The sequence below is a fragment of the Olsenella sp. AGMB03486 genome (assembly GCF_040884255.1).
Lineage (GTDB): Bacteria > Actinomycetota > Coriobacteriia > Coriobacteriales > Atopobiaceae > Olsenella_L > Olsenella_L kribbiana.
Genome location: NZ_JBEVTM010000023.1, coordinates 1 through 26,470 on the forward strand (window position 1 = coordinate 1; position 26,470 = coordinate 26,470).

Annotated in this window: 23 protein-coding genes; 2 read left to right on the top strand and 21 right to left on the bottom strand. The window is 60.9% G+C overall.

All coding sequences use genetic code 11. From position 1 onward, the window contains the following. Positions 1 to 40: 40 nt before the first annotated feature. The 4 genes from ABVS03_RS09910 to ABVS03_RS09925 all read right to left on the bottom strand — a co-directional run bounded on the left by ABVS03_RS09910 (position 41) and on the right by ABVS03_RS09925 (position 2,181). Entirely contained in the window at positions 41 to 463 is a 423-nt protein-coding gene (locus ABVS03_RS09910; RefSeq protein WP_368018981.1) for a hypothetical protein, read from the bottom strand. An 80-nt stretch (positions 464 to 543) separates the two neighbouring features. Continuing rightward, on the bottom strand, positions 544 to 873 hold the full coding sequence (locus ABVS03_RS09915; RefSeq protein ID WP_368018982.1) for a hypothetical protein: 330 nt from the start codon (positions 871 to 873) through the stop codon (positions 544 to 546). A gap of 41 nt (positions 874 to 914) precedes the next feature. Then, on the bottom strand, positions 915 to 1,988 hold the full coding sequence (locus ABVS03_RS09920; RefSeq protein WP_368018997.1) for a tyrosine-type recombinase/integrase: 1,074 nt from the start codon (positions 1,986 to 1,988) through the stop codon (positions 915 to 917). Beyond that, on the bottom strand, positions 1,975 to 2,181 hold the full coding sequence (locus ABVS03_RS09925; protein ID WP_039688987.1) for a hypothetical protein: 207 nt from the start codon (positions 2,179 to 2,181) through the stop codon (positions 1,975 to 1,977). The genes ABVS03_RS09920 and ABVS03_RS09925 overlap by 14 nt, the downstream gene beginning before the upstream one ends. Before the next feature lie 135 nt (positions 2,182 to 2,316). Between ABVS03_RS09925 and ABVS03_RS09930 the strand changes: the two genes are divergently transcribed. Next, positions 2,317 to 2,730 (top strand): helix-turn-helix domain-containing protein, encoded by a 414-nt coding sequence (locus ABVS03_RS09930; RefSeq protein WP_368018983.1) that lies wholly within the window; start codon positions 2,317 to 2,319, stop codon positions 2,728 to 2,730. A 506-nt stretch (positions 2,731 to 3,236) separates the two neighbouring features. Here ABVS03_RS09930 and guaA read toward each other — a convergent pair. After that, positions 3,237 to 4,826 (bottom strand): glutamine-hydrolyzing GMP synthase, encoded by a 1,590-nt coding sequence (gene guaA / locus ABVS03_RS09935; RefSeq protein ID WP_368018984.1) that lies wholly within the window; start codon positions 4,824 to 4,826, stop codon positions 3,237 to 3,239. A gap of 283 nt (positions 4,827 to 5,109) precedes the next feature. Between guaA and ABVS03_RS09940 the strand changes: the two genes are divergently transcribed. Beyond that, on the top strand, positions 5,110 to 6,528 hold the full coding sequence (locus ABVS03_RS09940; protein WP_368018985.1) for an LCP family protein: 1,419 nt from the start codon (positions 5,110 to 5,112) through the stop codon (positions 6,526 to 6,528). 165 nt (positions 6,529 to 6,693) lie between these two features. On the opposite strand, the gene ychF is transcribed toward ABVS03_RS09940, so the two are convergent. From ychF to ABVS03_RS10020, 16 genes are all read right to left on the bottom strand, one after another. Beyond that, complete coding sequence (gene ychF, locus ABVS03_RS09945) at positions 6,694 to 7,770, bottom strand: redox-regulated ATPase YchF (RefSeq protein ID WP_368018986.1); 1,077 nt, start codon at positions 7,768 to 7,770, stop codon at positions 6,694 to 6,696. Between the two features lie 44 nt (positions 7,771 to 7,814). After that, positions 7,815 to 9,092, bottom strand: coding sequence for a 4Fe-4S binding protein (locus ABVS03_RS09950; protein WP_368018987.1), 1,278 nt, complete (start codon positions 9,090 to 9,092; stop codon positions 7,815 to 7,817). A 189-nt stretch (positions 9,093 to 9,281) separates the two neighbouring features. Further along, on the bottom strand, positions 9,282 to 10,925 hold the full coding sequence (gene groL, locus ABVS03_RS09955; protein ID WP_368018988.1) for a chaperonin GroEL: 1,644 nt from the start codon (positions 10,923 to 10,925) through the stop codon (positions 9,282 to 9,284). A gap of 60 nt (positions 10,926 to 10,985) precedes the next feature. Beyond that, positions 10,986 to 11,276 (bottom strand): co-chaperone GroES, encoded by a 291-nt coding sequence (gene groES / locus ABVS03_RS09960; RefSeq protein ID WP_330972529.1) that lies wholly within the window; start codon positions 11,274 to 11,276, stop codon positions 10,986 to 10,988. A gap of 239 nt (positions 11,277 to 11,515) precedes the next feature. After that, positions 11,516 to 13,453, bottom strand: coding sequence for an NAD(+) synthase (locus tag ABVS03_RS09965; protein ID WP_368018998.1), 1,938 nt, complete (start codon positions 13,451 to 13,453; stop codon positions 11,516 to 11,518). A gap of 356 nt (positions 13,454 to 13,809) precedes the next feature. Continuing rightward, positions 13,810 to 14,562 (bottom strand): amino acid ABC transporter ATP-binding protein, encoded by a 753-nt coding sequence (locus ABVS03_RS09970; protein ID WP_330972528.1) that lies wholly within the window; start codon positions 14,560 to 14,562, stop codon positions 13,810 to 13,812. After that, positions 14,559 to 15,752 carry an amino acid ABC transporter permease gene (locus ABVS03_RS09975; RefSeq protein WP_330972527.1) on the bottom strand — a complete coding sequence of 398 codons (1,194 nt, stop codon included), beginning with the start codon at positions 15,750 to 15,752 and terminating at the stop codon, positions 14,559 to 14,561. The genes ABVS03_RS09970 and ABVS03_RS09975 overlap by 4 nt, the downstream gene beginning before the upstream one ends. A gap of 84 nt (positions 15,753 to 15,836) precedes the next feature. Then, complete coding sequence (locus ABVS03_RS09980; RefSeq protein ID WP_330972526.1) at positions 15,837 to 16,736, bottom strand: transporter substrate-binding domain-containing protein; 900 nt, start codon at positions 16,734 to 16,736, stop codon at positions 15,837 to 15,839. 285 nt (positions 16,737 to 17,021) lie between these two features. Further along, the gene (gene tsaD / locus ABVS03_RS09985) at positions 17,022 to 19,496 is read right to left on the bottom strand and encodes a tRNA (adenosine(37)-N6)-threonylcarbamoyltransferase complex transferase subunit TsaD (protein ID WP_368018989.1); all 2,475 of its coding nucleotides are present in this window, start codon (positions 19,494 to 19,496) and stop codon (positions 17,022 to 17,024) included. Between the two features lie 24 nt (positions 19,497 to 19,520). Next, the gene (tsaE, locus tag ABVS03_RS09990) at positions 19,521 to 20,039 is read right to left on the bottom strand and encodes a tRNA (adenosine(37)-N6)-threonylcarbamoyltransferase complex ATPase subunit type 1 TsaE (RefSeq protein ID WP_368018990.1); all 519 of its coding nucleotides are present in this window, start codon (positions 20,037 to 20,039) and stop codon (positions 19,521 to 19,523) included. Between the two features lie 2 nt (positions 20,040 to 20,041). Continuing rightward, positions 20,042 to 20,674, bottom strand: coding sequence for a uracil-DNA glycosylase (locus tag ABVS03_RS09995; RefSeq protein ID WP_368018991.1), 633 nt, complete (start codon positions 20,672 to 20,674; stop codon positions 20,042 to 20,044). A 70-nt stretch (positions 20,675 to 20,744) separates the two neighbouring features. After that, entirely contained in the window at positions 20,745 to 21,905 is a 1,161-nt protein-coding gene (alr, locus tag ABVS03_RS10000) for an alanine racemase (protein ID WP_368018992.1), read from the bottom strand. After that, entirely contained in the window at positions 21,902 to 23,533 is a 1,632-nt protein-coding gene (locus ABVS03_RS10005) for an NAD(P)H-hydrate dehydratase (RefSeq protein ID WP_368018993.1), read from the bottom strand. The genes alr and ABVS03_RS10005 overlap by 4 nt, the downstream gene beginning before the upstream one ends. 65 nt (positions 23,534 to 23,598) lie before the next feature. Continuing rightward, positions 23,599 to 24,129 carry a holo-ACP synthase gene (gene acpS / locus ABVS03_RS10010; protein WP_368018994.1) on the bottom strand — a complete coding sequence of 177 codons (531 nt, stop codon included), beginning with the start codon at positions 24,127 to 24,129 and terminating at the stop codon, positions 23,599 to 23,601. Between the two features lie 4 nt (positions 24,130 to 24,133). Then, a complete protein-coding gene (gene glmS / locus ABVS03_RS10015; RefSeq protein ID WP_368018995.1) occupies positions 24,134 to 25,984 on the bottom strand; it encodes a glutamine--fructose-6-phosphate transaminase (isomerizing) in 1,851 nt (616 codons plus the stop codon). A 155-nt stretch (positions 25,985 to 26,139) separates the two neighbouring features. After that, a complete protein-coding gene (locus tag ABVS03_RS10020; RefSeq protein WP_368018996.1) occupies positions 26,140 to 26,274 on the bottom strand; it encodes a hypothetical protein in 135 nt (44 codons plus the stop codon). Between the last annotated feature and the right edge of the window lie 196 nt (positions 26,275 to 26,470).

Consider the following 26,470-nt stretch of genomic DNA (forward strand, 5'->3'; position numbering starts at 1 on the left):
TATGAAAGCAAAACGGGTGGCTGTAGGGGCCACCCGTTGTTTAGGAGATGCAAATTGCATGGCCCTCTGTGGTCATTTGAATGGATCTACCATCTATCGAATACCGGAGAGCAGTTAATTGCTCACCGTGGCAGCAATCAAATAATTCGATTCGCGCCAGATAGAAGCAGCCGAGATTTGCTTTATCGGATTCAAGGTCATTCTTGACCAACAAGCGCGCATCGCCGTCGTTTTTGTCAATGGCGGGGTCGGATTTGCGACCTGGCCAGCTAATCACGAAGTCAGTATCCTCAAATCTCAATATGACAGGGTAGTGCCAGCCGGATTCCTCATCATGAGCATCGCGTACCGCATAAGCTTCTATGAAATACTGAGGAGATGTTCCAGCCACATCAGGAACAGAAGAGCTATCTGACGTATCGCCATACAAGGCGACGGTGATTTCGCATCGCTTGTTATCCATAATCGCTCCTTTCGTTCCTAGGTGCTTCGAGGATTCTACGGCGTTAACTTGCTAGCCTTTGTCCCCACGAACGGACACCCTCACTCTCTCTTCAAATCCCACACGCTTTGATTTTCAGCATCGATTTCGGCGGGCTTTTCAGAGGTTTCAAGTCCAGAAAAGATGGTGGACAGAATCAGCAATGTTTCCTCAATAGAGGCGCTCAATTCGCCTCCTGCGCGGATTCTGAGCAGCTGCTGGTAGATTTCCGCCATCGTGCCCTTCAGGGCCTTGTAGACCCTCGTAGAGGGCTTCACGACTATCTCGTGGTCCATCAGTTTGGCCATGATGAAATCCTGCTTGTCCATCCCGCTCAGCTTGGCCAAATTGGTGATCCGCTCGTATTCCTCCGGACTCACTCTGAAGGCCATGGTCTTTGATCTTTTGCGTGCGGAGTTGGGGCAGGGCATGGCTAGCCTTCCTTGGAGCAGTCAAGGGCGTTGGCGATCTCGGTCTGCTTGTTCGGAAAAAGGTGAGCGTAGCGATAGGTGATATCGGTGCTCTCGTGACCGACGCGATCAGCGATCGCCAACGCGGAGAAGCCCATCTCGATGAGCAGGGAGACATGGCTGTGCCTCAGGTCATGGACCCTGATCCTCTTGACGCCGGACTCCTTGCATCCGCGCTCCATCTCGTGCGTCAAGTAGTATTTCGTCACGTCGAAGATGCGGTCATGGGGACCAAGGTCGTCCCTGAAGTTTTCCAGGTACTCCTTCATCTCCTCGGCGAGGAACTTGGGCATGGCTATCCTGCGCACTGAATTAGGGGTTTTGGGGTCTGTGATGGTGTCCACGCCCTTAAGCCGTTGGTAAGACTTCGTGATGCTCAGCTCCGAGGTCTCGAAGATGAAGTCGGACGGAGTGAGGGCAAGCAGCTCTCCACAGCGGATGCCGGTCCAGTAGAGGACCTCGAAAGCGTAAAAGGATAGAGGCTTGTCCATGATGGCCTCTGAGAACCTCAGATACTCCTGCTTCGTCCAGAAGTTCATCTCTCCGCCTTTCTTCGAGCCCATCTTCGTGACCTTCCTGCATGGGTTATCCGTCAGGTCGTAGTAGCGCTCGGCATGGTTGAAGATGGCGTTCAGCTGGTTGTTGATGGTCCTGAGGTACGTGGCCGAGTACGGCTTGCCACTGGCGTCCTTGTGGTCGATAAGCTGGTTCTGCCAACGAACGACGTCGATGGGTTTGATCTCGGACATCCTCATCTTCCCGAAGAAGGGAATGATCTTGTCCTTGATCATGTACTCCTTGGTCAGCCAGGTGTGCTCCCTGATGCGGGGCTTGATCTCTGTAGCGTACACGTCGACGAAGTCAGTGAAGAGCATGTCCATGGTGCCGTTGTGAACCGCTAGGAAGTCCTTCTCCCACATGAGCGCCTCGAGCTCGGTGGTAAAGCCCCTCTTGACCTTATGGCGCTTCGCGCCCCTGCCGTCACGGTAGAAGCACTGGGAGTAGAACGTCCCGTTCTCGCTTCTATATACGGGCATCTTCATCACCGGCAAAGAATCTTGCTTCGAAATGATCGGAGCGGACGCGGCCCTTGACCACCGCGCGGCCCTTCTTGATCTGCTCCTCGTTCATCTCCTGGATGATCTTGTAGGCGAACCCCTTCGACATGTTCAGCCTCTGCGCGACCTGCTCTGCGTTGAGCATGGTTGGTTTGCCTTCTTCCTGGTTCATTTGTCCTCCTAACATCGTACGAATATGTACGTTATATAGGAGCGAATCATAATCGTACGATTTCGTACTGTCAAGAAATTGCGTACGTTTGCGTACGGTGCTAGAATTACGAGGTTTAGATTTTCAGGAGGGAAGATGACGACTGGCGAGAAGATCAGGCACTACCGCAAGCTGCGCGGGCTCTATCAGGGAGAGCTGGGCGAGAAGATTGGCGTCTCGGAGGGCGCGATCCGCCACTACGAGACGGATTTCAGGACCCCCAAGCAGCCTCAGGTGGAAGCCATCGCCGAAGCCCTCGACATCTCTCCGCTTGCCCTGAAGGACTTCGGGGTAGAGAACGCCCGAGACCTCCTGGGCCTCCTTCTGCAGCTGGAGGACGAGTTCGGCATCGTGCCCGCCGAGGATGGATCCGGTCTTTCTATCGACGCGTCTGCCGTGAAGGCGCCCAAGACGACCCAGATGCTCAAGGCCTGGGCCGCAAAGCGAAACGAGCTGGAATCCGGCGAGATCACGCCGGAGGAATACGCCGACTGGAAGGCTAAGTTCTAGGAGTGAATATTTACTGAAACGCGAGCAGGTGGCTTTACCCCCGCAATTGGGAGTAAAACACCTGCTTTTCTTATGCCTGAAACCCACCTTTCGAAGCGTGCTGAAGCCGTTGAAATCGCTTGGGGGAGTAATTATTTACTCCCCATTGTTGACCTGCGGTTTTGCTGAAAAGCCACCATATTTCGCCCCGTTGAGTTTCAGTTGAGTTTTGGGGCGCATTTTGATCGGCTGGGACAGGCAACTGGGACAATTTACTCCCCCAACAAACCTTTTACTCCCCGTCCGTGGGATGCCGCCATGTCCGTCCTGTACGGCAATTGGGAGTAAAACTTCCTAAAACAGCAGGTCAACAGCATAAAAAATACCCCCGATTCCAGGTGGAAATCAGGGGTATCTCGCTCAATTTATTCCCCCAAGTTGCTGGGGGCTTTGCGTTTCTCCCGTACGCTGCGACACTCTGCGGTACTCAGCGGACGGAAAATCGACGCCTCGAAATTGCCTTTCGTCTACTCCCACTCGATCGTTGCAGGCGGCTTCGGGGTGATGTCGTAGACGACACGGTTCACGCCGTCGACCTCGTCGACGATGCGGCTCGAGATCTTGCCGAGCACATCGTAGGGAAGCTTTGCCCAGTCTGCCGTCATTGCGTCTGTGGACTCCACGGCACGGACGATGATCGGACGCTGGTAGGTGCGCTCGTCGCCCATGACGCCGACGGACTTGATGTCGGGAAGCACAGCGAAGTACTGCCAGCAGGCATGCTCGGAGTTCCTGTCTCCTGTCTCCTCGAAGAGGCGCTCATTGTAGGCATCGAGCTCCTCGCGCACGACAGCATCTGCCTCCTTCAAGATGGCAAGCTTCTCCGGCGTGACCTCGCCGATGATGCGGATAGCAAGGCCGGGACCCGGGAAGGGCTGGCGCCAGACGAGCTTTGCCGGAAGACCGAGCGCAATGCCGAGCTCGCGCACCTCGTCCTTGAAGAAGTGGTCGAGCGGCTCGATGAGGTCGAAGTGGACGCCTTCAGGGAACGGGATCAGGTTGTGGTGGCTCTTGATCGTCGAAGCCTTGCCGCCGGTCTTTCTGGCGCCGGACTCGATGATGTCGGGATAGATCGTGCCCTGGGCAAGATACTCGATGCCGTCGAGGTCCTGGGCGATGGAGAAGAACTCCTTCCAGAACTGCGTGCCGATGAGACGGCGCTTCTTCTCGGGGTCCGTCACGCCGGCAAGGAGCTCCTCATAGCGCTTCTCTGCATGGTCGTGGATCAGCGGCACATTGAACTGCTTGCGGAAGACCTCTTCGACCATCTCGGGCTCGCCGCGGCGCAGCATGCCGTGGTTCACGAAGACGCAGGTGAGCTGATCGCCGATGGCACGGTGCACGAGCGCTGCCGTGACAGAGGAGTCGACGCCGCCGGAAAGTGCGAGGATGACCTTCCTGTCCCCTACCTCGGCACGAATCTCCTCCACCTTCTGGTCGATGATGTTGTCCATCGTCCAGGTGGCGGAGAGGCCTGCGATATCGAAGAGGAAGTGCTCGAGCATCTTCTTGCCATACTGCGTATGGCGGACCTCAGGATGGAACTGCGTCGCGAAGAGGCGGCGAGAAGCGCACTCCATGGAGGCGACGGGGCAGGTGTCGGTCACCGATGTGACAACAAAGCCTTCCGGCACTTCCTTCACGGCATCCCTGTGGCTCATCCACACGGTCTGCTCCTCGGGCGTGCCATCGAGAAGCTCAGAGTCTCCCGTGCGCTTGAGCTGCGCCGGGCCATACTCGCCCTTCTCGGTGTGGCCGACCTTGCCGCCAAGCTTTGCTGCCATGATCTGCTGGCCATAGCAGAAGCCAAGGACCGGAAGGCCAAGCTCGAAGACATCTGCGTCCATGTCGGGCGCATCATCTGCATAGACAGAGGCCGGACCGCCCGAAAGGATGATGGCCGAAGGGGCCATGGCCTTGAGCTCCTCTGCCGAGATGTCGCAGGGGACAATCTCGGAATAGACATGGAGATCGCGGACACGCCTTGCAATCAGCTGCCCATACTGGGCGCCGAAGTCCAAGACGACGACGAACTGCTTTGGCCGAGCACTCTGCATTGCTGCCTCCGATAAGCGAGAGGTTCTTCTTGTCCACGTTCCATGATACGGCAAATGGAGACACCTCGCGTGCCATGTATGGATGCCAAGCTTTTCTGCATACCGCTGCCCCGAATACACGGATGCCGCTCACCGCCAAAATGCTACCATTCAGGATATCCGCAGGTAGGGGCATTTGATGAACTTCAGTGCCTATTCAGTAAGCCGGTGGGTGACATGTCTAAGATGTAAGATTGCACAATGCCAAACGGTGGTGCATCCACCCCTACAAGGGAGACTTCTTTTGGCACACAGGAACAGAGGGCAGCTGGAACCTACAGCCGGTGCCCTGTCGCGCGATAACGGTCCGAGCCACTACGTGGCAAAGCGGGCCACGAAGAAGAAGCATTTCATTCTCCGCACGGTCCTCATCTGTGTGGTGGCAGTCATTGCCGTTGCAGGCGTCGCGTTCGCGAAGTTCTACAGCGATATCAACAGCAAGATCAAGGCGAACATCACGCCTGAGCTCGAGGCGCAGCTTACGGACTCCAAGGAAGTGTCGGAGCCGTTCTACATGCTGCTGCTCGGCGTGGACAAGAGCCAGGAGCGCGCCGATGAATGGGGCGACGATTCGTCGAACTTCAGGTCCGACACGATAATCCTCGCGCGCATCGATCCGAAGGACATGAAGGTCACGCTTGTCTCCATCGCCCGCGACACGATGGTGGACATGGGCGACTATGGCATGCAGAAGATCAACGCAGCCTATGCCCTGGGCGGCCCGAGCTATACGGTCCAGGTCGTCGAGAAATATGCCGGCGTCGATATCTCCCACTACGCAGAGGTGGACTTCGAGGCCCTGACAGCAATAGTCGATGGAATCGGCGGCATCGAGGTCACCGTACCGACCGACGTCGTGGACCCGCTCGCCAATGCGAACATCCAGGCAGGAACGCAAACCCTGAACGGCGAGCAGGCGCTTGCCCTCTGCCGCTCGAGGCATGCCTACGATGATTACGGTGCCGGCGACTTCTACCGCGCTGCAAACCAGCGTGCCGTCATCACTGCCATCATCAAGAAGGTTCTCTCCTCAGACCCGCTCACCATTGCCAACACCATCTCCAACCTCGCTGACGGTGTCTCGACCGATCTCGACGCCTCCCAGATCATCTCCCTTGCCCTCCAGATGAAGGACCTCGACGTGGACAACAACGTCTACTCCGGCCTGAATCCGACGGAGGGCAAGATGATTGACGGCATCTCCTACCAGGTCACCATCGAAGACGAATGGGAAGAGATGATGGAGCGCGTCGATAGCGGCGAGTCCCCCTACAAGAATGCCTCGGACGATCCGACAACAGGCGTCTCTGCCAGCGCAGGCGATGGCACGACGACCACGACGACGTCGACCGGCTCTGCAATGGACGACGTGGATGCCGTCCACAAGGGCGATATCGAAGTGCTGAACGGCTCTGGCGCGAATGGCGCTGCTGCCGCAGCCGCGAACCTGCTCGAGAAGGCAGGCTACACGGCGACGACCGGCGTCGCCGATTCCTCTGACTACCAGGAGATCACAATCGTCTACCGCGGCGACGACAGCATGGCCATTGCCAAGGGCGTCGGCGAGACGCTCTCCTCGCTCGGCACGATCAACTACGTGAACGACTCTTCGCACACCTACTCGTATACGGGAGACGTCCTCGTGATTCTCGGCAGCGACTAGCACCGAGACGCAGAGCGTCGACACACAAGAGGCTCCGGCATGATGCCGGAGCCTCTTTTCGTGGCTAGCAGGCCAATCTCAGCCCATCTCAGCTGCCCAGCTCCTTCATACGAATGAGGGGCCACACCCTGCGATGCAGCCCCTCAGAAAGTCTCTGAACCGTCTCTAGACGTTGAAGCGGAAGTGCATGACATCGCCGTCCTGGACGACATAGTCCTTGCCCTCCATGCGCAGGCGTCCTGCCTCGCGGGCTCCCGCCTCGCCGCCGAGCGTGACGTAGTCCTCATAGGAGATCGTCTCGGCCTTGATGAAGCCCTTCTCGAAGTCGGAGTGGATGACGCCTGCCGCCTCGGGAGCCTTGGCGCCGATGCGCACCGTCCAAGCCTTGACCTCCATCTCGCCGGCCGTGAAGAAGCTCTGAAGGCCCAGCAGATGGTAGGCAGCCTGCGCAAGCGTCTCGAGGCCGCTCTTCTCGTGGCCCAGAGACTCGAGATACTCCTTCGCCTCGGCAGGATCGAGCTCGGCAAGCTCTGCCTCGACCTCTGCGCAGATGGGGATGGGCTCCTGCCCGTCGATGGGCGCAAGCTTCTCTCCGAGCTGGTCCTCGTCGACATTTGCGACATAGAGGATCGGCTTCATCGAAAGAAGGAAGAGGTCATGTGCAGCCTTCTTCTCGTCCTCTGTCATATCGAGGTCGGCGGCACGCTTGCCTTCGTTGAGCCAGTCCTGGAGGCGCTTTGCGATAGCGAGCTTCGGGGCATTCTCCTTGTCGCGCTTGGCCTCCTTCTCGAGCTTCGGGATGGCACGCTCGAGCGTGCCGAGGTCGGCGAGGATGAGCTCCGTTGAGATCGTGTCCACGTCTGCTGCCGGATCGACGAACTCGCCGACACGCCCGGTCTCGCGCATGACATTGGGATCGGTGAAGTAGCGCACGACTTCGCAGATGGCATCGCAGTTGCGGATGTTTGCGAGGAACTGGTTGCCGAGGCCTTCGCCTTCGTTTGCGCCCTTCACGAGTCCTGCGATATCCACGAACTCGACGGTTGCCGGCACGATGCGGCCCGGATGCACGATGTCGGCGAGCTTCTGGAGACGCTCGTCAGGCACGTCCACGATACCGACATTGGGGTCGATCGTCGCGAACGGATAGTTGGCGGCAAGTCCGCCCTTCTTCGTGAGGGCAGTGAACAGTGTGGACTTGCCGACGTTCGGCAGGCCGACGATTCCGATGGACAGAGACACGTTCTATCTTCTCCTTCTTCTGGGGATGGCTTTGTGCGTGTTTGCTACTTCTTCGAGGAGGAATCCTCGCCGAAGGTATCGCCCAGGGCCTTGAGTGAACTGTCGAGGACCTTCTTTCCCTGCTGCTTGAGCTTCCTCACTTCGGCACGTTCGCGCTCGATCTCCTCTGCATGCGGATCGGGCACGACGAGGGCGGAGCCATCGGTGGGATGCATCTCGAGGGCGCCTTCCTTGCAGACCCTCGCGCAGACGCCGCAGCCGACGCAGTAGGCAGGCTCGATCTGGATCTTGCCGTCACGGTCGAGCTCGATCGCATGGAGAACGCAGGCCTCCGTGCAGTCGCCGCACATCGTGCACTTCGACATGTCGCAGGTCGGAAGCTCGCTCTTCATCTGCTTGGCAGGCTCGGACCACTTCTGCAGCGCTGCCATGACAAGCTCGCGGCGCTGGGTGAGCATGCGGCGGTGGTGCTGGCTGTTCTGGACGCCGACTGCCTGCTCGAGCGAGCGGGTAAGCTCGTTCACGCGCTTCGTGTGGTTCTGAATCCTCTGCGCGACCGCCTGGGCACCATTGATTGCGGCATTGTGGCCGGCAACGAGGTTCGTGCCGGTGCGTGCGACCTGGCCCAGGAACTGGCTTCTCTTGTAGGCACGGGAGTACTCGTGGTCGAGCGCCTTCTCGTCCACCTCGAGGCCGCAGGCAGCGCCCGTGAGCTCCTCGGCGTAGGAGATAGCGTCGGTATAGGCCTCCTCGCCTGTCGTCGTGCGACAGCGGTCGCAGACACCGAGCGGCAGGTACACGGAGATGTTGTCATACTCCATGAAGAGGGAGAACCACAGCTCCTTGGAGAGTGCGCCAACGCACGGCAGGACGATCTCGTTTTCCTTCGGGATGCGCCCCAGAGCACGCGTGCAGGTGATATAGACATGGTCATGCGATGCTGCCTGCTTCGCGATGCTGTTGTAGAGCGTCTTCGGCATGAGCTTCTGGATCAGGAATGCCTCGGTCGGGCACACAGCCGCGCAGAGCCCGCACTTCCTGCAGGACTCGTTCACGGTGAGCGCCGTCTCCGTGATCGAGATGGCATTGACCGGGCAGACATCCTGGCACTTCGTGCAGGCCTTCGGATCCTTGGATGCAACAGAGAGGCAGCGCACGGAGTTCGGACGCGGACGCTCCTTGTACTTCGACGGATCCCACTGCGGAGCCGTCTCCGGATCGAACGATATCCCGTTCACGACGGTCTCGACAGGCTTCGTGACAGCGCCCCAGTTGTTCGTGATATCGATGATGTCGTCCAGAAGATCGTGCTTCTCTGCCATGTATCCCCCTCTACGCATGAACCTGCTTATTGTACCGCGGAGGATGCCCGTTCTGCCGCTGCATTCACGAGCGCCCCTGCAAAGCGGGAAAAGAGCAGGAACGTCCCCCCCTAACATGGGAAAAGGCCCCGGACGCCTTGTGGCATCCGGAGCCTTCCGAGTCAGATAGAGCTGTTCTGGCTGCAGCTATTAGTACATGCCGCCGCCCTGGCCGCCCTGAGCTGCTGCTGCAGAGATGGCCTCTTCGATCGTCGTGTCCTTCGGCACATCCGTGACCGTAGCCTCGGTGATGAGGATGAGGGAAGCGACAGATGCTGCGTTCTGCAGCGTGACACGGGTGACCTTGACAGGATCGAGGACGCCCATATCGATCATGTTGCCCCACTCGCCGGTTGCGGAGTTCAGGCCCTCGCCCTCAGGCAGGCCCTTGATCTTCTCGACGACGACAGAGCCTTCAAAGCCAGCGTTGGATGCGATGGTCTTGACAGGAGCCTCGAGAGCCTTGCGGACGATATCGACACCGATCTTCTCGTCGGCATCGGCGCACTCGACATCATCGAGCGCAGAGCCAGCCTCGAGGAATGCGACGCCGCCGCCAGCGACAATGCCCTCCTCGACTGCTGCACGGGTTGCCTGAAGAGCATCCTCGATGCGGTGCTTGATCTCCTTGAGCTCGACCTCGGTAGCAGCGCCGACCTTGATGACAGCAACGCCGCCAGCGAGCTTTGCCAGACGCTCCTGGAGCTTCTCCTTGTCGAAGTCAGAGGTCGTGTTCTCGATCTCGTTCTTGATCTGTGCGACACGCTCGTGGATAGCATCCTTCGAGCCATAGCCGCCGACAATCGTCGTGTTGTCCTTCGTGATCTTGACGGACTTTGCACGGCCGAGCATCTCGGCGGTGACATCGGAGAGGTTGACGCCGAGCTCCTTCATGGCAACCTGGCCGCCGGTCACGATTGCGATGTCCTCGAGCATCCTCTTGCGGCGGTCGCCGTAGCCAGGAGCCTTGACGGCAGCGATGTTCAGCGTGCCACGGAGCTTGTTGAGGATGAGCGTGGCCAGAGCCTCGCCGTCGACGTCCTCAGCGATGATGAGCAGCGGAGCGCCCTGCTTCGAGACAGCCTCGAGGATCGGCAGGATGTCCTGGATGTTCGAGATCTTCTGGTCGGTCATGAGGATGTAGGGATCCTTGAGCTCGGCCGTCATGTTCTCGTTGTCCGTTGCGAAGTACGGGGAGATGTAGCCCTTGTCGAACTGCATGCCCTCGACGGTGTCGATGTCGATGCCGAAGGTCTGGGACTCGTCGACCGTGATGACGCCGTCCTTGCCGACGATCTCCATTGCGTCAGCGATCTTCTCGCCGATCTCAGGGTCGGCAGCAGAGATGGTGCCGACAGCAGCGATCTGCTTCTTCGTGGAGATGGTGGTTGCGGAAGCGACCATCTTCTTCACGACAGCGTCGACTGCCTTGTCGATGCCGCGGCGCATTGCAATCGGGTTTGCACCAGCTGCGACGTTGCGGAGACCCTCGTTGACGAGGACCTGGGCAAGAAGCGTAGCGGTCGTGGTGCCGTCGCCGACCGTATCATTGGTCTTCGTGGCGACTTCCTTCACGAGCTGGGCACCCATGTTCTCGACAGGGTCCTTGAGCTCGATCTCCTTGGCGACGGAGACGCCGTCGTTCGTGATGGTCGGAGCGCCATAGGAGCGCTGAAGCGCCACATAGCGGCCCTTCGGGCCCATCGTCGTGGTCACTGCGTCAGCCAGGGTGTTGACGCCCTTGGCAAGGCGGGCACGTGCATCCGTACCGAAGTTAATGTCCTTTGCTGCCATTTGTATCTCCTTGAAACCGGATAGCGTCCGCTATCCCTTTATCCTTCTGGATACGAAGCCTTAGGCCTCGATGATTGCGTAGATGTCCTCAGCACGGAGCAGCAGGTAATCCTCGCCGTCGAGCTTGACCTCGTTGCCGCCGAACTTGCCGTAGTAGACCTCATCGCCCGGCTTGACCTCAGGAACGATGCGCTCGCCCTTCATGTCGATCTTGCCAGAGCCGACAGCAACGACAGTGCCGCGCTGCGGCTTCTCCTGTGCACCGCTGGAGATGTACAGGCCGGAGGCCGTCTTCTCCTCCTTCGGTGCGGGCTTGACGAGTACACGATCTCCCAAAGGCTTCAAAGTCATGATGTTTGAACCTCCTCTATCGACGTCTTCATCAGACGTTGGAGGGTGTTCGGCCCTCCCTTTGCGAACGTCTAGAATCATACCCACATGCACGAAGTTATACCTTCAAAGAAGAAAAAATCTTCTATACGGCGCTTAGATTTTATGCCCCATAGATACTGACGCCCCACTGATTGCATATCCAGACATGGAGAAAGGGGCCTCGCGGTCCCCTTCTCCATTCCTTCAATGCATGGAAACTAGGCTTCTGCCTCTTCGAGCTCGGCAATCTGGCGCTCCCAGAGCGTCCAGACAGCATCCGAGGGCATGCGCAGGTCTCCTCTGGGCGATACGGCGACGGTGCCGACCTTCGGTCCATCCGGCAGGCAGCTGCGCTTGAACTGCTGCGCGAAGAAGCGGCGGCAGAAGATGCGCAGCCACTTCAGAATTGTCTTCTCGTCGTAGACGTCACCGAGTGCATAGACAGCAAGCCTGAACACCTTCTTCGGTGCAAAGCCGCATCTCAGCATCTGGTAGAGGAAGAAGTCATGGAGCTCATAGGGTCCGACAAGGTCCTCTGTCTTCTGGCTGATCGTGCCATGCGCCGTAGCGGGCAGAAGCTCGGGCGAGACCGGCGTTGCGAGCACATCGAGAAGCACTGCCGACTCCGTCTCGTTTCCGCAGGTATCTGCCACATAGCGCACGAGGTGGCGGACAAGCGTCTTCGGGACCGAGGCGTTGACGCCGTACATCGACATGTGGTCGCCGTTGTAGGTGGCCCAGCCCAGTGCCAGCTCTGAGAGGTCGCCCGTTCCGATCACGAGGCCGCCCTCCTGGTTTGCGATGTCCATCAGGATCTGCGTGCGCTCGCGGGCCTGCGAGTTCTCATAAGTCACATCCTGGACGCGCTCATCGTGGCCGATATCGGCGAAGTGCTGGCGCACCGCCGCATCGATCGAGACTTCCTTCAAGGTGGCACCCAGAGACTTCGTGAGCTCCGTCGCATTGGAATGCGTGCGCTTCGTCGTGCCGAAGCCCGGCATCGTGACCGCGATGATGCCTTTATGGTCGAGACCCAGGATATCGAAGGCACGGGCCATGACAAGAAGGGCAAGGGTGGAGTCGAGGCCGCCCGAGACGCCGACGACGGCGCACTTCGAATGCGTGTGGAAGAGCCTCTTCGCAAGACCCATGCTCTGGATCTGGAAGATGTCCTCGCAGCGCTCTGCACGCGTCGCCTCGTCGTCCGGCACGAACGGATGCGGATCGACGGCACGCGTGAGGCGTACTTCCGTCTTCTCGAGCGAGAAGCGCACCTGCCTGTATCCCGAAAGGGCCGGCAGCGAGCAGCTGAAGCTCGACATGCGTTGGCGCTCCTCTGCGATGAACTGGCAGTCGATCTCGCTCAGGCAGAAGCCGTCACCGAACGGCTTTGCCTCTGCGAGGATGTGTCCATCCTCGCAGATGAGGTTGTGGGCAGAGAACACGAGGTCCTGCGTCGACTCTCCCCAGCCGGCATTTGCATAGACATAGCCGCAGATGAGGCGGGCACTCTGGCCGGAGACGAGGCTGCGTCTGTAGGCAGCCTTGCCGACGATTGCATTCGAGCAGGAGAGATTGCAGATGAGGGTGGCGCCTGCCTGGGCATGGGCCACAGAAGGCGGCTCCGGCACCCAGAGGTCCTCGCAGATCTCTGCTGCGACGACGAGCTCGGGCATGGTCTCGCAGGAGAAGAGCTGCCGCGTGCCGAAGGGCACATTCACGAATCCCGCTACATCGATGGGCGTGACCTCTTCGGGGCCTGGCACGAAGTGCCTTCCCTCATAGAACTCGTTGTAGGTCGGAAGGAAGCGCTTCGGAACGATGCCGAGAAGATTGCCTGAATTCATGGCGCAGGCACAGTTGTAGAGCTTGCCCGAAATCCTGAGTGGCGCTCCACAGAAGATGAGGGCATCGAAATCTGCCGTCTTCTCCACGAGCTCTCTGAGCCCTGCCTCTGCCCCTTCGAGGAGCGCCTGCTGCAGGAACAGGTCTTCGCAGGTATAGGCCGTAAGGCATAGCTCGGGCAGGACGATGACCTTGGCGCCGGCAGAAGCGGCGCGCTCCACCGCCTCGAGGCACGAGCTTACATTGAACGGGACATCCGCCACGCGCACTTCGGGCGTCACGGCAGCTACCGGGACAAAGCCATCGATCATGGTCATCCTCTCTCTTGGATGCCTAGCATCCTAGCATGAGAGCGCCTGGCATGGCACGCAGCCTCGATATCTTCCGTCAGAGGCCTGCTGCAGCTGCCCGAAAGCCACCGGCATGCAGCGGAGCCTCCCCGTACGGCACAAGACAGCCTCATGCAATCGTCTGCACGGCAGCTATCCGGCATCCTGCCAGATTCGCTCCCCCTTCCCATCCAATGACGGAAGCGAACTGGATTTCGCTTCCGTCATTTCTCTCTTATTGAAGTGAAGTGCGATTCGCTTCAATAAGAGCAACACCACGCACAAGAAGAAGGCAGCCCGGAGGCTGCCTTCTCGATGCTGCATATAGGTCTGTGCCGCTACTCGGAGAGATAGCGTGCGAGGAACTCGCGCGTTCGTGGCATCTTCGGATGCGTGAACATGTCCTCAGGCTTGCCCTGCTCGGCGATGACGCCCTGGTCCATGAAGACGACCTTGTCGGAGACGTTGCGCGCGAAGTCCATCTCGTGCGTCACGACGACCATCGTCATTCCTCCCTTGGCAAGGTCGCGCATGACGTTCAGGACCTCGCCGACGATCTCAGGGTCGAGAGCCGAGGTCGGCTCGTCGAAGAGCATAAGGTCCGGCTTCATGCAGAGGGCGCGCGCAATTGCGACACGCTGCTTCTGGCCGCCGGAAAGAGACACCACAGGAGCCTTCGCGAAGTCGGCAAGACCGACAGCCTCGAGGTTCTTCATGGCCTCCTTCTCGGCATCTGCCTTCGTGGCCTTCTTGAGCGTCACAGGCGCGAGCGTGCAGTTGTCGAGCACATTGAGGTTCGCGAACAGGTTGAAGCCCTGGAACACCATGCCGATCTTCTCGCGCAGGCGGTTCACGTTCACATGCTCTGCCGTCAGGTCCTCGCCGCGGAACCACACATGGCCCTCATCCGGCGTCTCGAGCAGGTTGATGCAGCGCAGGAGCGTCGACTTGCCGGAGCCCGAAGCGCCGATGATCGTGACGACCTCGCCGGGCATGACATCGAAGTCGATGCCCTTGAGCACCTCATGCTCGCCGAAGCTCTTGCGGAGCCCCTCGACGCGCACGACAGGCTGCGTCTTCTCTTCGCTCACTTCTCATCGCCTCCCTGGGCCTTGGCAACAGGCACATCGGACGTGCCGAGCACGACACGCTCGCCCTTGGCATCGAAGTGCTCGCCGAACTTGTTCAGGAGCTTCGTCGCGATCATCGTCAGGATCAGGTAGACGACGGCAGCAGCGATGTAGGGCTCCATCTGCTTGAAGTAGACGCCTGCAATCGTGCGGACAGCAAACGTGAGCTCGAGGACGCCGATTGCCATGAGCACCGAGGAGTCCTTGATGTTGATGACAAGCTCGTTCGAGAGGGCAGGAATCGCATTCTTGATGCCCTGCGGGAAGACGACCTTGCGCATGGCCTGCCACTGGGACATGCCGAGCGAGCGTGCTGCCTCGGTCTGGCCCGGATCGACCGCCATGATGCCGCTCCTCAAGACCTCCATCATGTAGGCCGTGGAGTTCAGGGACACCGTCACGAGGCCGGCATTGAAGGGCGACCAGACTGCGAGGATCTGCGTCGGTGTCATGCCCTGTCCCGTCAGGAGTCCTGTTCCTGCATAGTAGATGATGAGGCCCTGGATCATCATCGGCGTGCCGCGCATGACGGCCGAATAGACCTTTGCGAAGCCGACGCCCACGACCTTCCAGAAGCGGACGAAATCGTTGTCGGAACGGTCGATCTCCATGAGCCGGAGGAACACGAGGCCAAGGGACAGGAAGAAGGCGACGACGGTGCCGATGACGGCAATCTCGATCGTGCCGAGGATGCCCTGGATGAACGTATCCCTCATCTGGTAGAGCATGTAGAACATCGACGCGAGGAAGTCCGTCGGATTCGAGTCCGATGAGATCGAGCTGCTCAGCAGATCGGAGAGGCCGATGATGCCACGGTCGACGAAGAAGATGCCCACAATCGCCCAGACGATGTAGGAGCAGATGCGCTCTGCCTTCTTGGCTTCAGGCTTCGTGAAGGGCGAGGTCTCGGCGTAGGCCGTCCCCTTCCACTTCGCAAGCTTGTTCACAAGTGCCACAGCCGACACGGCAAGCCATGCCAGAAGCACGTAGTAGAGGATGGATTCGACCGCGTAGGACCTGAGCAGGAAGCTCGATGGGGAATGGGGCTGGTTTGCCAGCGCCAGGCCCACGCAGGCGATGGCGGAAGTGCCGAGGAAGACATAGCGGTGGTCTTCCTGCACGAACCGCGCGAATCCGCGTTTTTTGGCCATTGAGAGTACGCTCCTTTGCCGCAAAGGCATCCCCTGCAGAGAATGTGCAGAGGATGCCTGCCTTGTTGGTATCTTGTGGTCTTCCTACTCCGGAAGGCGTGCCTGCACGTCGTCCCAGACCTTCTGGCGCTCGTCCTGGGAGACGCCGTCGATGAGGTCATTGATCGTGGCAAGCGTGTCGTCGTTGCCCTTGGCGATGCCGGCGTTGATCGGTGCATCCTCCTGGAAGAGAATCTTGGAGCCGTTGATCTGGACAGCGACAAGGCCCGGGTTCGAGGCGAGGATGCCCTTCTCGTTCTCGACGTCGAACGTGATGGCGTCGCAGGCGCCGGAGTTCAGGCTCGAGATCTGGGCAGGGACGGAGTCGACCGGCGTCAGGTGATTCACGCCGTCGATCTCGTCGATGACATCATCCAGCAGCGTATCGCGCTGGCCGAGGACGGCGGCACCGGCGAAGTCGGAGAGGCTCGTCGCGTTCTGGTACTTCGAGCCCTCCTTCACGAGCAGGCCATAGTGGCCGGTCCAGTAGGCATCGGAGAAGTCGATGGACTGGCGGCGCTCATCCGTTGCCGTCATGCCGGCGCAGATGAGATCGATCTGGCCGTTCTTCAGGGCCTCGACGAGGCCGGAGAACTCCATCTTGACTGCGACAGGCTCGAGATCGAGCTTGTCTGCGATGAGCTTCGCGAAGTAGATGTCATAGCCGTCAGCATAGGCACCGGACTGTCCCTCGACGGGAATCGTGTTGTCCGTGGCCTCGGAGACCTGCCAGTTGAACGGAGGATAGGCGACTTCCATGCCGACACGCATCGTGCCGTTGTCGCCGAAGCTTGCCTTGGACGAGCTGGAATCGGAGCTTGAAGAGCTCGTCGTGGCGGTCGACGGGCCGCAGGCAGTCAGAAACGTTGCGCCACCGAGAGAGATGGCGGTAAGGCCAGAGGCCTTGAGGAAATTGCGGCGCGTGAATGCATGGCTTTCGAACATGGCAGATCCTCCTGTGGTAGATATATCCCTTCTGTACACGCAACCGGAGGGGACCCATTCCCCTCCCCCTTGCAACTGAATGCGAGAAAGCTACGGGTACCAGGCTCAAAGGATACAGCCCTTTTCAGGATGCGCCCAAAAAACTTTGATGAGGGAAACAACGCTGTAACTGCCTGCACAGAAAAGGGGCTGTCTTCCTGCGCAAAGAGGGGACCTCCCGCTTTCCGCCGGAAGTCCCCTCCATAAAAACCATCACATTCCTGATATATGTGCGCTGCTTCTGCGCTACTTCTTGGCCTTGAGCCACGCCTGCTCGCCCTGCCAGACGACCGGGTGCTCCGGGCTTGACCAGTCGCCGAGCTTCGAGTTGGGGTGCGCATCGAGCGAAAGGTCGCCGAAGGCGCCTGCCTTATAGGAGCGCAGCGCCACAAGCGCGATCATCGCGCCATTGTCGCCGCAGGCACGAAGGGGCGGCACCGTGACGCGCACGCTCATGCGCCCGAACGTCTTTTTGTAGGCCTCGCGCAGCTGCGGGTTCGCAGCGACGCCGCCGCCGACGCAGAAGTCGGAGACGCCGGTCTCCTCCACAGCCTGCTTTGCCTTTGCGACCTGCACATCGATGACGGCAGCCTCGAAGGAGGCAGCAAGATCGGGCAGGTTGATGGCGCGGCCTGCCTTGTTCTCGCCCTCGATGTAGGTGATGACGGAGGTCTTGAGGCCGGAGAGGCTGAAGGCATAGTCGCCCGAGTGCATCATCGCACGTGGGAAGTGAATGGCACGGGGGTTGCCCTCTGCCGCAAGGCGGCTGATGACAGGGCCGCCCGGATATCCCAGGCCCAGGGCCTTGGCAACCTTGTCGAAGGCCTCGCCCACGGCGTCGTCGATCGTCTGGCCGAGCACCTCATAGTCTCCCCAAGCCTTCACGTGCACAAGCATCGTGTTGCCGCCGGAGACAAGGGAGGCCACGAACGGAGGCTCCAAGTCGGGCGTCTCGAAGAGGTTTGCAAAGAGATGCCCCTCGAGGTGGTTCACGGGAATGATCGGCAGGCCGCAGGCAGCGCAGAGGCCCTTCGCGAAGGCGACGCCGACGACAAGGGCTCCGACCAGGCCTGGTCCCGACGTCACGCCGACCGCAGCCAGATCTGACGGAGCAAGCGTATCTGCGCCGTAGTGCGCACCGGCGCGGGCAAGCGCCTCCTCGTAGACGCCGACCAAGGCCTCGACGTGCTTCCTGCTTGCGATCTCCGGCACGACGCCGCCGAAGCGGGAGTGGAAGTCGACAGATGTTGCCACGACGTTCGAGATGATCTGTCCCTCGTGGTCGATGACGGCCATGGCGGTCTCATCGCAGGAGGACTCGATCGAAAGGATCAGAGGGGATGCGGCCTTGATGGCTGCTGCCACATCTTCCGTCCTCGGCGCGACCTGGATCGGCCACGGGCGGATCGATGCAGCCGGCACGGGTGCCTTCCCCATGCCTTCGGGGTCTGCTGCAAGCGGGAGTGCCACCTTCAGGATCAGTGCTGCCGCATCAGGCCCATAGTAGCCAGGACGCCTGCCTGCCTCCTTGAAGCCAAGCTTCGCATAGCAGGCACGTGCTGCCCCATTTGCCTCATCGACCTCGAGCGATGCGGTCTCGGCGCCGAGCATCTCGCCGTCGTAGACGACACGCGACACCAGACGCGACGCGATGCCTTCATGGCGACGATCCTTCGCTACCGCCACATCCTCGATCTCGAAGTCGGCACCGGCAAGCACGCCTCCGGCATAGCCGATGATCTTCTCCTGGTCATGGGCCACCCACCAGCTCCTGCCAGGCTGCGAGATCTCCTCGAAGAAGGCATGCTCGCTCCAGGGCGTGTGGGAAGATCCTCCAAAGATCTCTGCCTCGAGTGCCGCCACAGCGCCGCAGTCGTTTACCGTCATCGGACGCAGCTGCGTATGGATGGAGCCGAGCATATCGTCGACGCCCGTGATATCCACGGATGCCGGCTTCTTGAGGCCGAGCCGCTTGCGCTCGTTCTCCTCTGCATCGGAAAGCCTCGTATAGAGCGGAAGCACGAGGGCAGGATCGCCGTCGCCGCGGGCGGCACCTTCCGCCGCTGCTGCCGAGATGAGCCCCTCCCCCGTCGGGAACCAGAGTGCCTCGTCGACGAAGCGGGCAAATCCTGCCTTCTCGAAGAGGCCCTTGTACTTGATGAGGCCGTTTCCTGTGAGCTGAAGCTCGTCCTTGCCGGCAAGCCCTGCCCAGGCATCTGCTGCCGCATCGGCCTTGAGGACGGTCTCGCGCACGAACGTGCGCTTCACGCCTGCCTCGGTAAGCTCATAGATGCCAGGGTAGACCTCATGGCGCATCGCATCGTTCACGACGCCGAGCATGCCACGGACTCCTGCGTGCCAGGCAGCCCAGGCTGTCGCATCGAGCGTCGAGGCACCCCAGAGGGCGCACCCAAGCCCCGAAGCGATGCCCTTAGCCGTGGCGATGCCGATGCGGACGCCCGTGAAGGAGCCAGGACCGCGTCCGACGATCACAGCGTCGACATCTTCCATCGCAGCGCCTGCCTCGGCCAGGACATCGAGCAGGGTCTGCGCCAGCTCGACATTGGCCTGGCGGCGGCACATATGGTCACCTGTGGCAAGAAGCTGGGCCTGAGGCGTCTTCCCAGGCTCCTCCTTCCAGGCAGCCGCTGCTGCGGCGAGCATGTCCGTCGATGTATCGAGCGCCAGCACAAGGCGCCCTTCTGTCTTCTCGTACCTCATGAAGAAGCTCTCTTCTGTCTCGTTCTATTCTGTGCGGGCACAGGTATCTTGAAGCTCGCTTACGAGCTCCTCTGCACGCGTGCCATGCGGCGCGAATGTGATGCGCCTTGGGGGCTCCACGCCTTCTGCCACCTCATCGTCGAGGCGCTCTATCGTCACATCGAGCCTCTCGTCGCCGAGTTCGCCCTCGAACTGCTCGCCCCATTCGATGAGGCAGGGGCCGTCGCCGCCGAGCACATCGAAGAGGCCCGTATCCTCGAGCTCGCCTGCATCATCGAGGCGGTAGAGGTCAAAGTGGTAGAGCGGAAGCTCTTTTCCCTCGTAGACCATCTCGATCGTGAAGGTCGGGCTCGTGACGTCGTCCTCAATCCCCATGCCCCGGGCTACGCCCTTCGTGAGCTGGGTCTTGCCGGCGCCGAGGTCTCCCGTGAGCACGAGCACGTCTCCCGCCCGGAGCAGATGTCCGAGCGCCTCGCCCAGCCCCTGGGTCTCCTCGGCAGAGGCGCTCTTATAGGTCTTCTCATCTATCGTCTGAGGCAGCATCGCTAGCCCCTTCCTGTTTCCTGCTTCTCGGGGCTTGCCGGATGCTCGCGCAGCCACTGTCCGAGATAGGCGAAATCCTCGTCGAGATACTGCTGCCACTCGCGGTGGTAGAGCGCCGCTGCCGGATGGAAGACCGGCAGCACATTGAAGTGCCCGGTCTGATGCATGCGGCCGCGGAGGCTCGATATGCCCTCCTCGGTCCTGAGCACGAAATGCGCTGCGAAATTGCCGAGGCAGACGATCACATCAGGCCAGATCGAACGGATCTGCTCGCGCAGGAACGGCGAGCAGGCAACGATCTCTTCCGGCTTCGGATTGCGGTTCGAAGGCGGCCTGCATTTGAGGACATTGGCGATATAGACGTCCTCGCGCCTGAGCCCTGCCAGAGAGAGCAGATCGTCGAGGTTGTGTCCGGCAGCGCCGACGAACGGCTCTCCCTGGAGGTCTTCATTCCTGCCAGGGGCCTCGCCTATGAACATGACGCGGGCATTGGGATTGCCGACACCGAAGACGATGTTCGTCCTCGTCTGGCCCAAGGGGCACCGCTCGCAGTCTCCGAGCACGGCCTCGATCTCCTCGAGCCGCACCTCGCGGGGCTTCTGATGCTCATGCCCCGGAATCTGCATGATTGCCATCCTGCTCTCCCCATCCAAAAGGCTGGGGCGCGGCTTCTTCGCACGGGTGCGCCGTGCCTGGGGCCGTGCCTCAGACATACAGCTTTTCCAGACGCAGGCCGAAGTCGCAGGTGACCTCGTAGTTGATCGTGTGGCGCCTGTCTGCCATCTCGTCTGCTGTGATCTCTTCCTGGCCGTCGCGGCCAAGCACGGTCACGACGTCGCCTTCAGAGAGCGGCACGGCATTGCCGAGCGTATGGGCACCCGGCGCGTCTGCTGCGAACATGAACTGGTCCATGCAGATCTTGCCAACCTGCTGGCACCTCTTCCCATGCACGAGCACGTCCATGTTGTTCGAGAGCAGGCGCGAGAGGCCATCGGCGTAGCCGATGTTCACGGTCGCGATCTGCGTGCCCTTGTACGGGATGCGGTAGGTCATGCCGTAGCCGACACCCTCGCCGACCTCAGGCATCGTAACGCGCGTGATGCGAGCCTTCACGGACATGACAGGCTCGAGCGAGATATAGGGTGCCGTCGACTCTGCCGGCTGCATGCCGTAGAGGCCGACGCCGACACGGCACATGTCCATCTGCAGTTCCTTGTGGAGGATCGTGCCGGGCGTATTGTCGCAGTGCACAAGGCCGCAGGAGAAGCCTGCTGCCTTGAGTGCATGCACGGTATCGGAGAACCTGCGCGCCTGGAGCACGAAGTCCCAGTCATCCGGCACATCGGCCGTGGCGAAGTGCGTGAACGTGCCTGCGCACTCAAGGCCGCGATGGAAGTCGATCGAGCGGCGGAACTCGACGGCATCCTCCGGACGCACGCCGATGCGGTTCATGCCGGAATCGATCGCGAGGTGGTACTTGCCTACCTTGCCAGCAGCAGCAGCTGCCTCGCCAAAGGCAAGCGCGAAATCGGAGGTATAGACAGAGGGCATGATATCGTAGCCGACAAGCGTGTCCACGGCCGTCACCGGGGGCTGCGCGAGCATGAGGATAGGCTCCTCGATGCCGGCGCGCCTGAGCTCGACGCCTTCCTTCACGGTTGCGACGGCGAACTGCTGGGCTCCTGCCTTTGTCATCTCCTTCGCGCACCTCACGGCGCCGTGGCCATAGGCATCGGCCTTCACGACGCACATCATGCGCACGCGCGGATCTATCTGGGCGCGGAAGGCACGGACGTTCTTCTTGAGGGCCGAAAGGTCGATCTCGACCCAGGCCCACCGGTCATCGGGACACGCAATCTCTGTCATAGCGAAGGCTCCTGGTCCTCGGCGGCACCAGCGACAAGCGAGGAGACATGGTCCTCGAGCTCGTCGACAGCCAGGCCGACTTCGTCTGCAATATCTCCTGCCATCACGCCGCGGCTGCCATAGCGCTTTGCGGCACGGCTGCCGGCAACGGCGTGGACCTCGCAGCCAAACGCTGCGATAAGGGGCAGATCCTCGATGTCATCCGGCATGCGGGCAAGAAGCGCGCAGATGATGCCGCCAAGCACATCGCCCGAGCCTGCCGTTGCAAGGCTTGCTGTGCCCGGCTCAGGCAGAAGCGCTGCCTCGACGCCGACACAGGCTGTCGCTGTGCCCTTTGCAACGACGCAGAGCTCAGATCCGCCATCTGCCCAGACGATGCGGCGTGCCGCCTCGAGGGCAGCAGTCAGCGAGTCAGGCGGCGTATCGGCAAGGCCGACAAGGCGTCCGAGCTCGCGGCGGTGCGGCGTGAGCACAAGCGGGGCGTCTCGCCTCGTGACCTCCGGGAACTCATCGAGATGCCCATTCGTGAGGCGTGCGAGGCAGTTGAGGCCGTCGGCGTCGACGACAAGCGGCGCCTTGGAATTGATGAGGGCGGAGACGACCGCAACCGTGCCGCCCGTGACACGCATGCCAGGGCCCACGAGCGTGGCAGAGCTGCGCTCTGCGAGCTTCAGGATCACCGGGCGTGCTGCTGCGGAGAATGTGCCATCCTGCTCTGCTGCGACGCCGACAACCGGCACCTCGGGGAGCTGCATCTGGATCAAGGGCGCGATCGTCACCGGCACGGCAAGCGTCACGTAGCCAGCACCGGCGCGGGCTGCTGCCTTTGCTGCCATGACGGCAGCACCGGGATAGCGGGAAGATCCTGCAACCACAAGTACGGATCCCCTGCTGTATTTGTCCACATTGTTCGTATGGGGGGCAACGACATCGGCGTAGTCGGCGGGCTCGACACGCCAGGCCGTGGGGTCGTTGTCGAGAACCGTGCGCTCTGTCTGCTCTGCGAGCGGCGCCACGATGATGCCGCCTGTGACATCCCTTCCCTCATCGGAGATGAGGCCCGGCTTGAGGCACAGCATCGTCACGGTCTCGTCTGCCACGATGCAGGCGCCGGGTGCATGCCCGGTCTGTGCAGAGAGGCCAGATGGCACATCGATCGAGACGACTGGCACGCCGGCGGCGTTCACGGTATCGATCCAGATATCGAAAGGCGGCTTCGGCTCCCCGTGGAAGCCCGTGCCGAGCATGGCATCAAGGACAAGGTCGGACGAGGAGAGGATCTCCATGAGGTCCTCGCGCGGAGGACCGACGACGATCTCGACGCCGGCATCTTCTGCACTCTTAGCGACGAGGCGGGCAAGATCGCTCTTGATCTCTTCGGGCTCGACAGGAGAGACGACCGTCACGCTGTAGCCATGGCTCTGGAGCACCTGCGATGCCACCCAGCCGTCCCCGCCATTGTTGCCGAAGCCGACAAGGATCGCGACCGCATGGACGTCTTCGAGACGCATGACCTCTTCGGCAGCGGCTCCTCCCGCACGGCGCATGAGCTCCGATATGCTCACGCCCTGTTCCGAAAGCCCATTCTCGACGGCCTTCACGTCCTCCACGTTCAGGACTGGTTGCACGATGATCCTCCTTAGCCCAGGCAAGGCGGGCGCCTCGCTGGTCAAAGATTTTAGTGCATATAGGCCTATCTGTCCTGAACCTTCGTCTCCTCGTCAGAATTGACAGCGCCTTGAGCCTCCACAGCGTCGAGCTCATCGAGGACGCTTCTGGCCTTCCTGAAGGATTCCGCAAGATCGCGCTGCGGATCGGGTGTCTCCTCCTTCTTGGGACGCACGGCCTCGGTCACAGCCACGGCATTCGCAACCGCAAGCTCGCGCGTGAACGAGAGCGAGAGCGCGACCTCCTGAATGCCCTGCTTCTCTGCGATCTCCTTGGCACGTCCAGCAAGGACGCACTTCGGACGCCCCGCTGCATCGCGTGCGACCGAAACGTCCGCATATCCTATGCCCTGGGAAAAACCAGTTCCCAGGGCCTTGAGCACAGCCTCGCGTGCGGCGAAGCGTGCGGCATAGTGCTCGGCAGGGCGGGCCGACGAGTCGCAGTAGTCGCGCTCTTCCTTCGTGAAGAGCCTTGTCCTCATGGACGGCGTGCGCTCGAGCGCTCTTGCCATCCTCGGAATCTCTACGATATCGACGCCAATCCCCGCCAGTGCCATATGCCTACTCCACTGTCACCGATTTTGCCAGGTTGCGCGGCTTGTCCACATCGCAGCCGCGATCGAGCGCGACATAGCGGGCAAGCATCTGCAGGTGCACGACAGCAACGAGCGGCACGAGGAACTCCTCGGGCACCGGAGGCACCCAGAGCACGTTCGAGCACAGCGGCACGACGTCCTCGTCGCCGTCTGTCGCGACCCCTATTACAGTAGCACCGCGGGCGATGCATTCCTGGATATTGGATATGGTCTTGTCGTGGACATGGTCGGCAGGCACGATCGCGATGACCGGGAAGCCGGGCTCGAGAAGGGCGATCGGGCCATGCTTCATCTCTCCTGCCGCATAGGCCTCGGCGTGGAGGTAGCTGATCTCCTTGAGCTTCAGGGCTCCTTCTGCGGCGGTCGTGGAGTTCACGCCACGGCCCAGGAAGAGGGCCGAGTGGGCGCGCCTGAAGACGCGGGCGGCCTCCTTGTCCTGCCAGCTGCGCTTGAGCACGGTCTCCATGAGGCTGGGCACGCACTCGAGGTCATGGAACTTCTTCTCGACCTCTTCGGCAGAAAGGGCGCCTTTCGCCTGTGCAAGGCGAAGTGCCAGGAAGGCCGCACCCACCATCTGTGCCGTATAGGCCTTCGTCGAGGCGACGCAGACCTCAGGGCCCGCCTGGATATAGAGCGTGCCGTCAGACTCGCGCGCAGCGGTCGAGCCCAGCACGTTCGTGATTGCAAAGATCTTGCAGCCAAGGCCCCTGAGCCGGCGCGCTGCCGTCAGGGTATCTGCCGTCTCACCCGACTGGGTGATGATGACACAGAGAGTATGGTCGGTCACGAGGACCGTGTCCTTGTAGTTGAGCTCAGAGGCCTGCTCGACGACGACCGGAATCTTTGCCCAGTTCTCGATGAAGTCGCGGGTGATGAGGCCGACATGGTAGGACGTGCCGCAGGCGACGACGTAGACCTTGTCGATCTGGGAGAGCTCCTCGCTCGTGAGCGTCAGCTCGTCGAGCTCGATGCCATGCTTGCCGAGACGGTCCTTGAGAAGGCGGCGGATTGCCTCAGGCTGCTCTGCGATCTCCTTTGCCATGAAGTCCGGGTATCCGCCAAGCGTGGCTGCAGAGGCATCCCAGTCGACCGCAAGCTTCGTCGGTTCGGGCACCGGCGTGCCCTCCGCATCGATCACATCGCAGGTGCCATCCTCGTGCAGGCGTGCAAGCTGCCCATCCTCGAGCTGGATGACCTCCTTCGCCTTGCCGGCAAGCGCCGTGATGTCAGAGGCCGCATAGCAGCCGTCAGGCGTCTCGGCGATGACAAGAGGAGAGCGGCGGCGTGCGCAGACGATCTCTCCCGGCGCCTCTGCCGAGATGACAGCAACCGCCCAGGAGCCTTCAAGGCGCGAGACTGCGATGCGGGCGGCCTCGAGGAGGTCATGCCCCGCAGGTCCTGCCAGGGACTCCTCGACGAGGTGCGCTATGACCTCGGAGTCGGTATCGCTCTTGAACTCATGGCCCGAAGCGATGAGCTGCGCCCTGAGCTCACGGAAGTTCTCGATGATGCCGTTATGGACGATAGCGGTACGGCCAGTGCAGTCCACATGCGGATGGGCATTGCGGTCGGACGGCGCCCCGTGCGTTGCCCACCTTGTATGGGCAATGCCCGACGTGCCAACGAGATTTGCGCACTCTGTGCGCTGGGCGAGCGTCGCGACGCGTCCTGCGCACTTGACGCCGTGGAGCTCTCCATCAGGAGAGAGCACCTCGACGCCTGCCGAATCGTATCCACGGTATTCGAGGGACGCGAGTCCCTTGAGGAGAAATGGTCTTGCCTGCTTGGTGCCGACGTAGCCGACGATGCCGCACATGGAGAGCCTCCTTGCTGACAGTGCATGCTCATTTGGTATGAAGTCTAACTTGAAGGCAGACCAATTCTAGCAGAGCAGCTGCTGCATTCCCATACGGTATGAAGCTTTCATGCAAGACATACCAATTCTAGCCCTTCGGCACGCTATCAATCGCTTCAGGCGTTTCTGCCCGCGAAGAGCTCATGCGCCTTCGCGACGGCGGTCTCGACCATCTCTTCGACCGCCTCCGCCATGCAGAACGCCATGCGCTGCGCAAGCACGGTATTCGGGAACTGCCTGAGGCATGCCATGTCACGGTTCGTCCCTCGAACGGTTGATGTGGCAGATTCCCTGCTCCCCCCTCGAAGACACCCATCGCAAGGGCGCCGGTCTTGCCCGATTCGATGCCTTCTGCAAGGGCAGAGACATCCATGAGATCGGGGCAGGCTGCATTCACGAGCACCACCCCATCCTTCGTCTCGGCAAGCGATTCACGGGACACCAGAT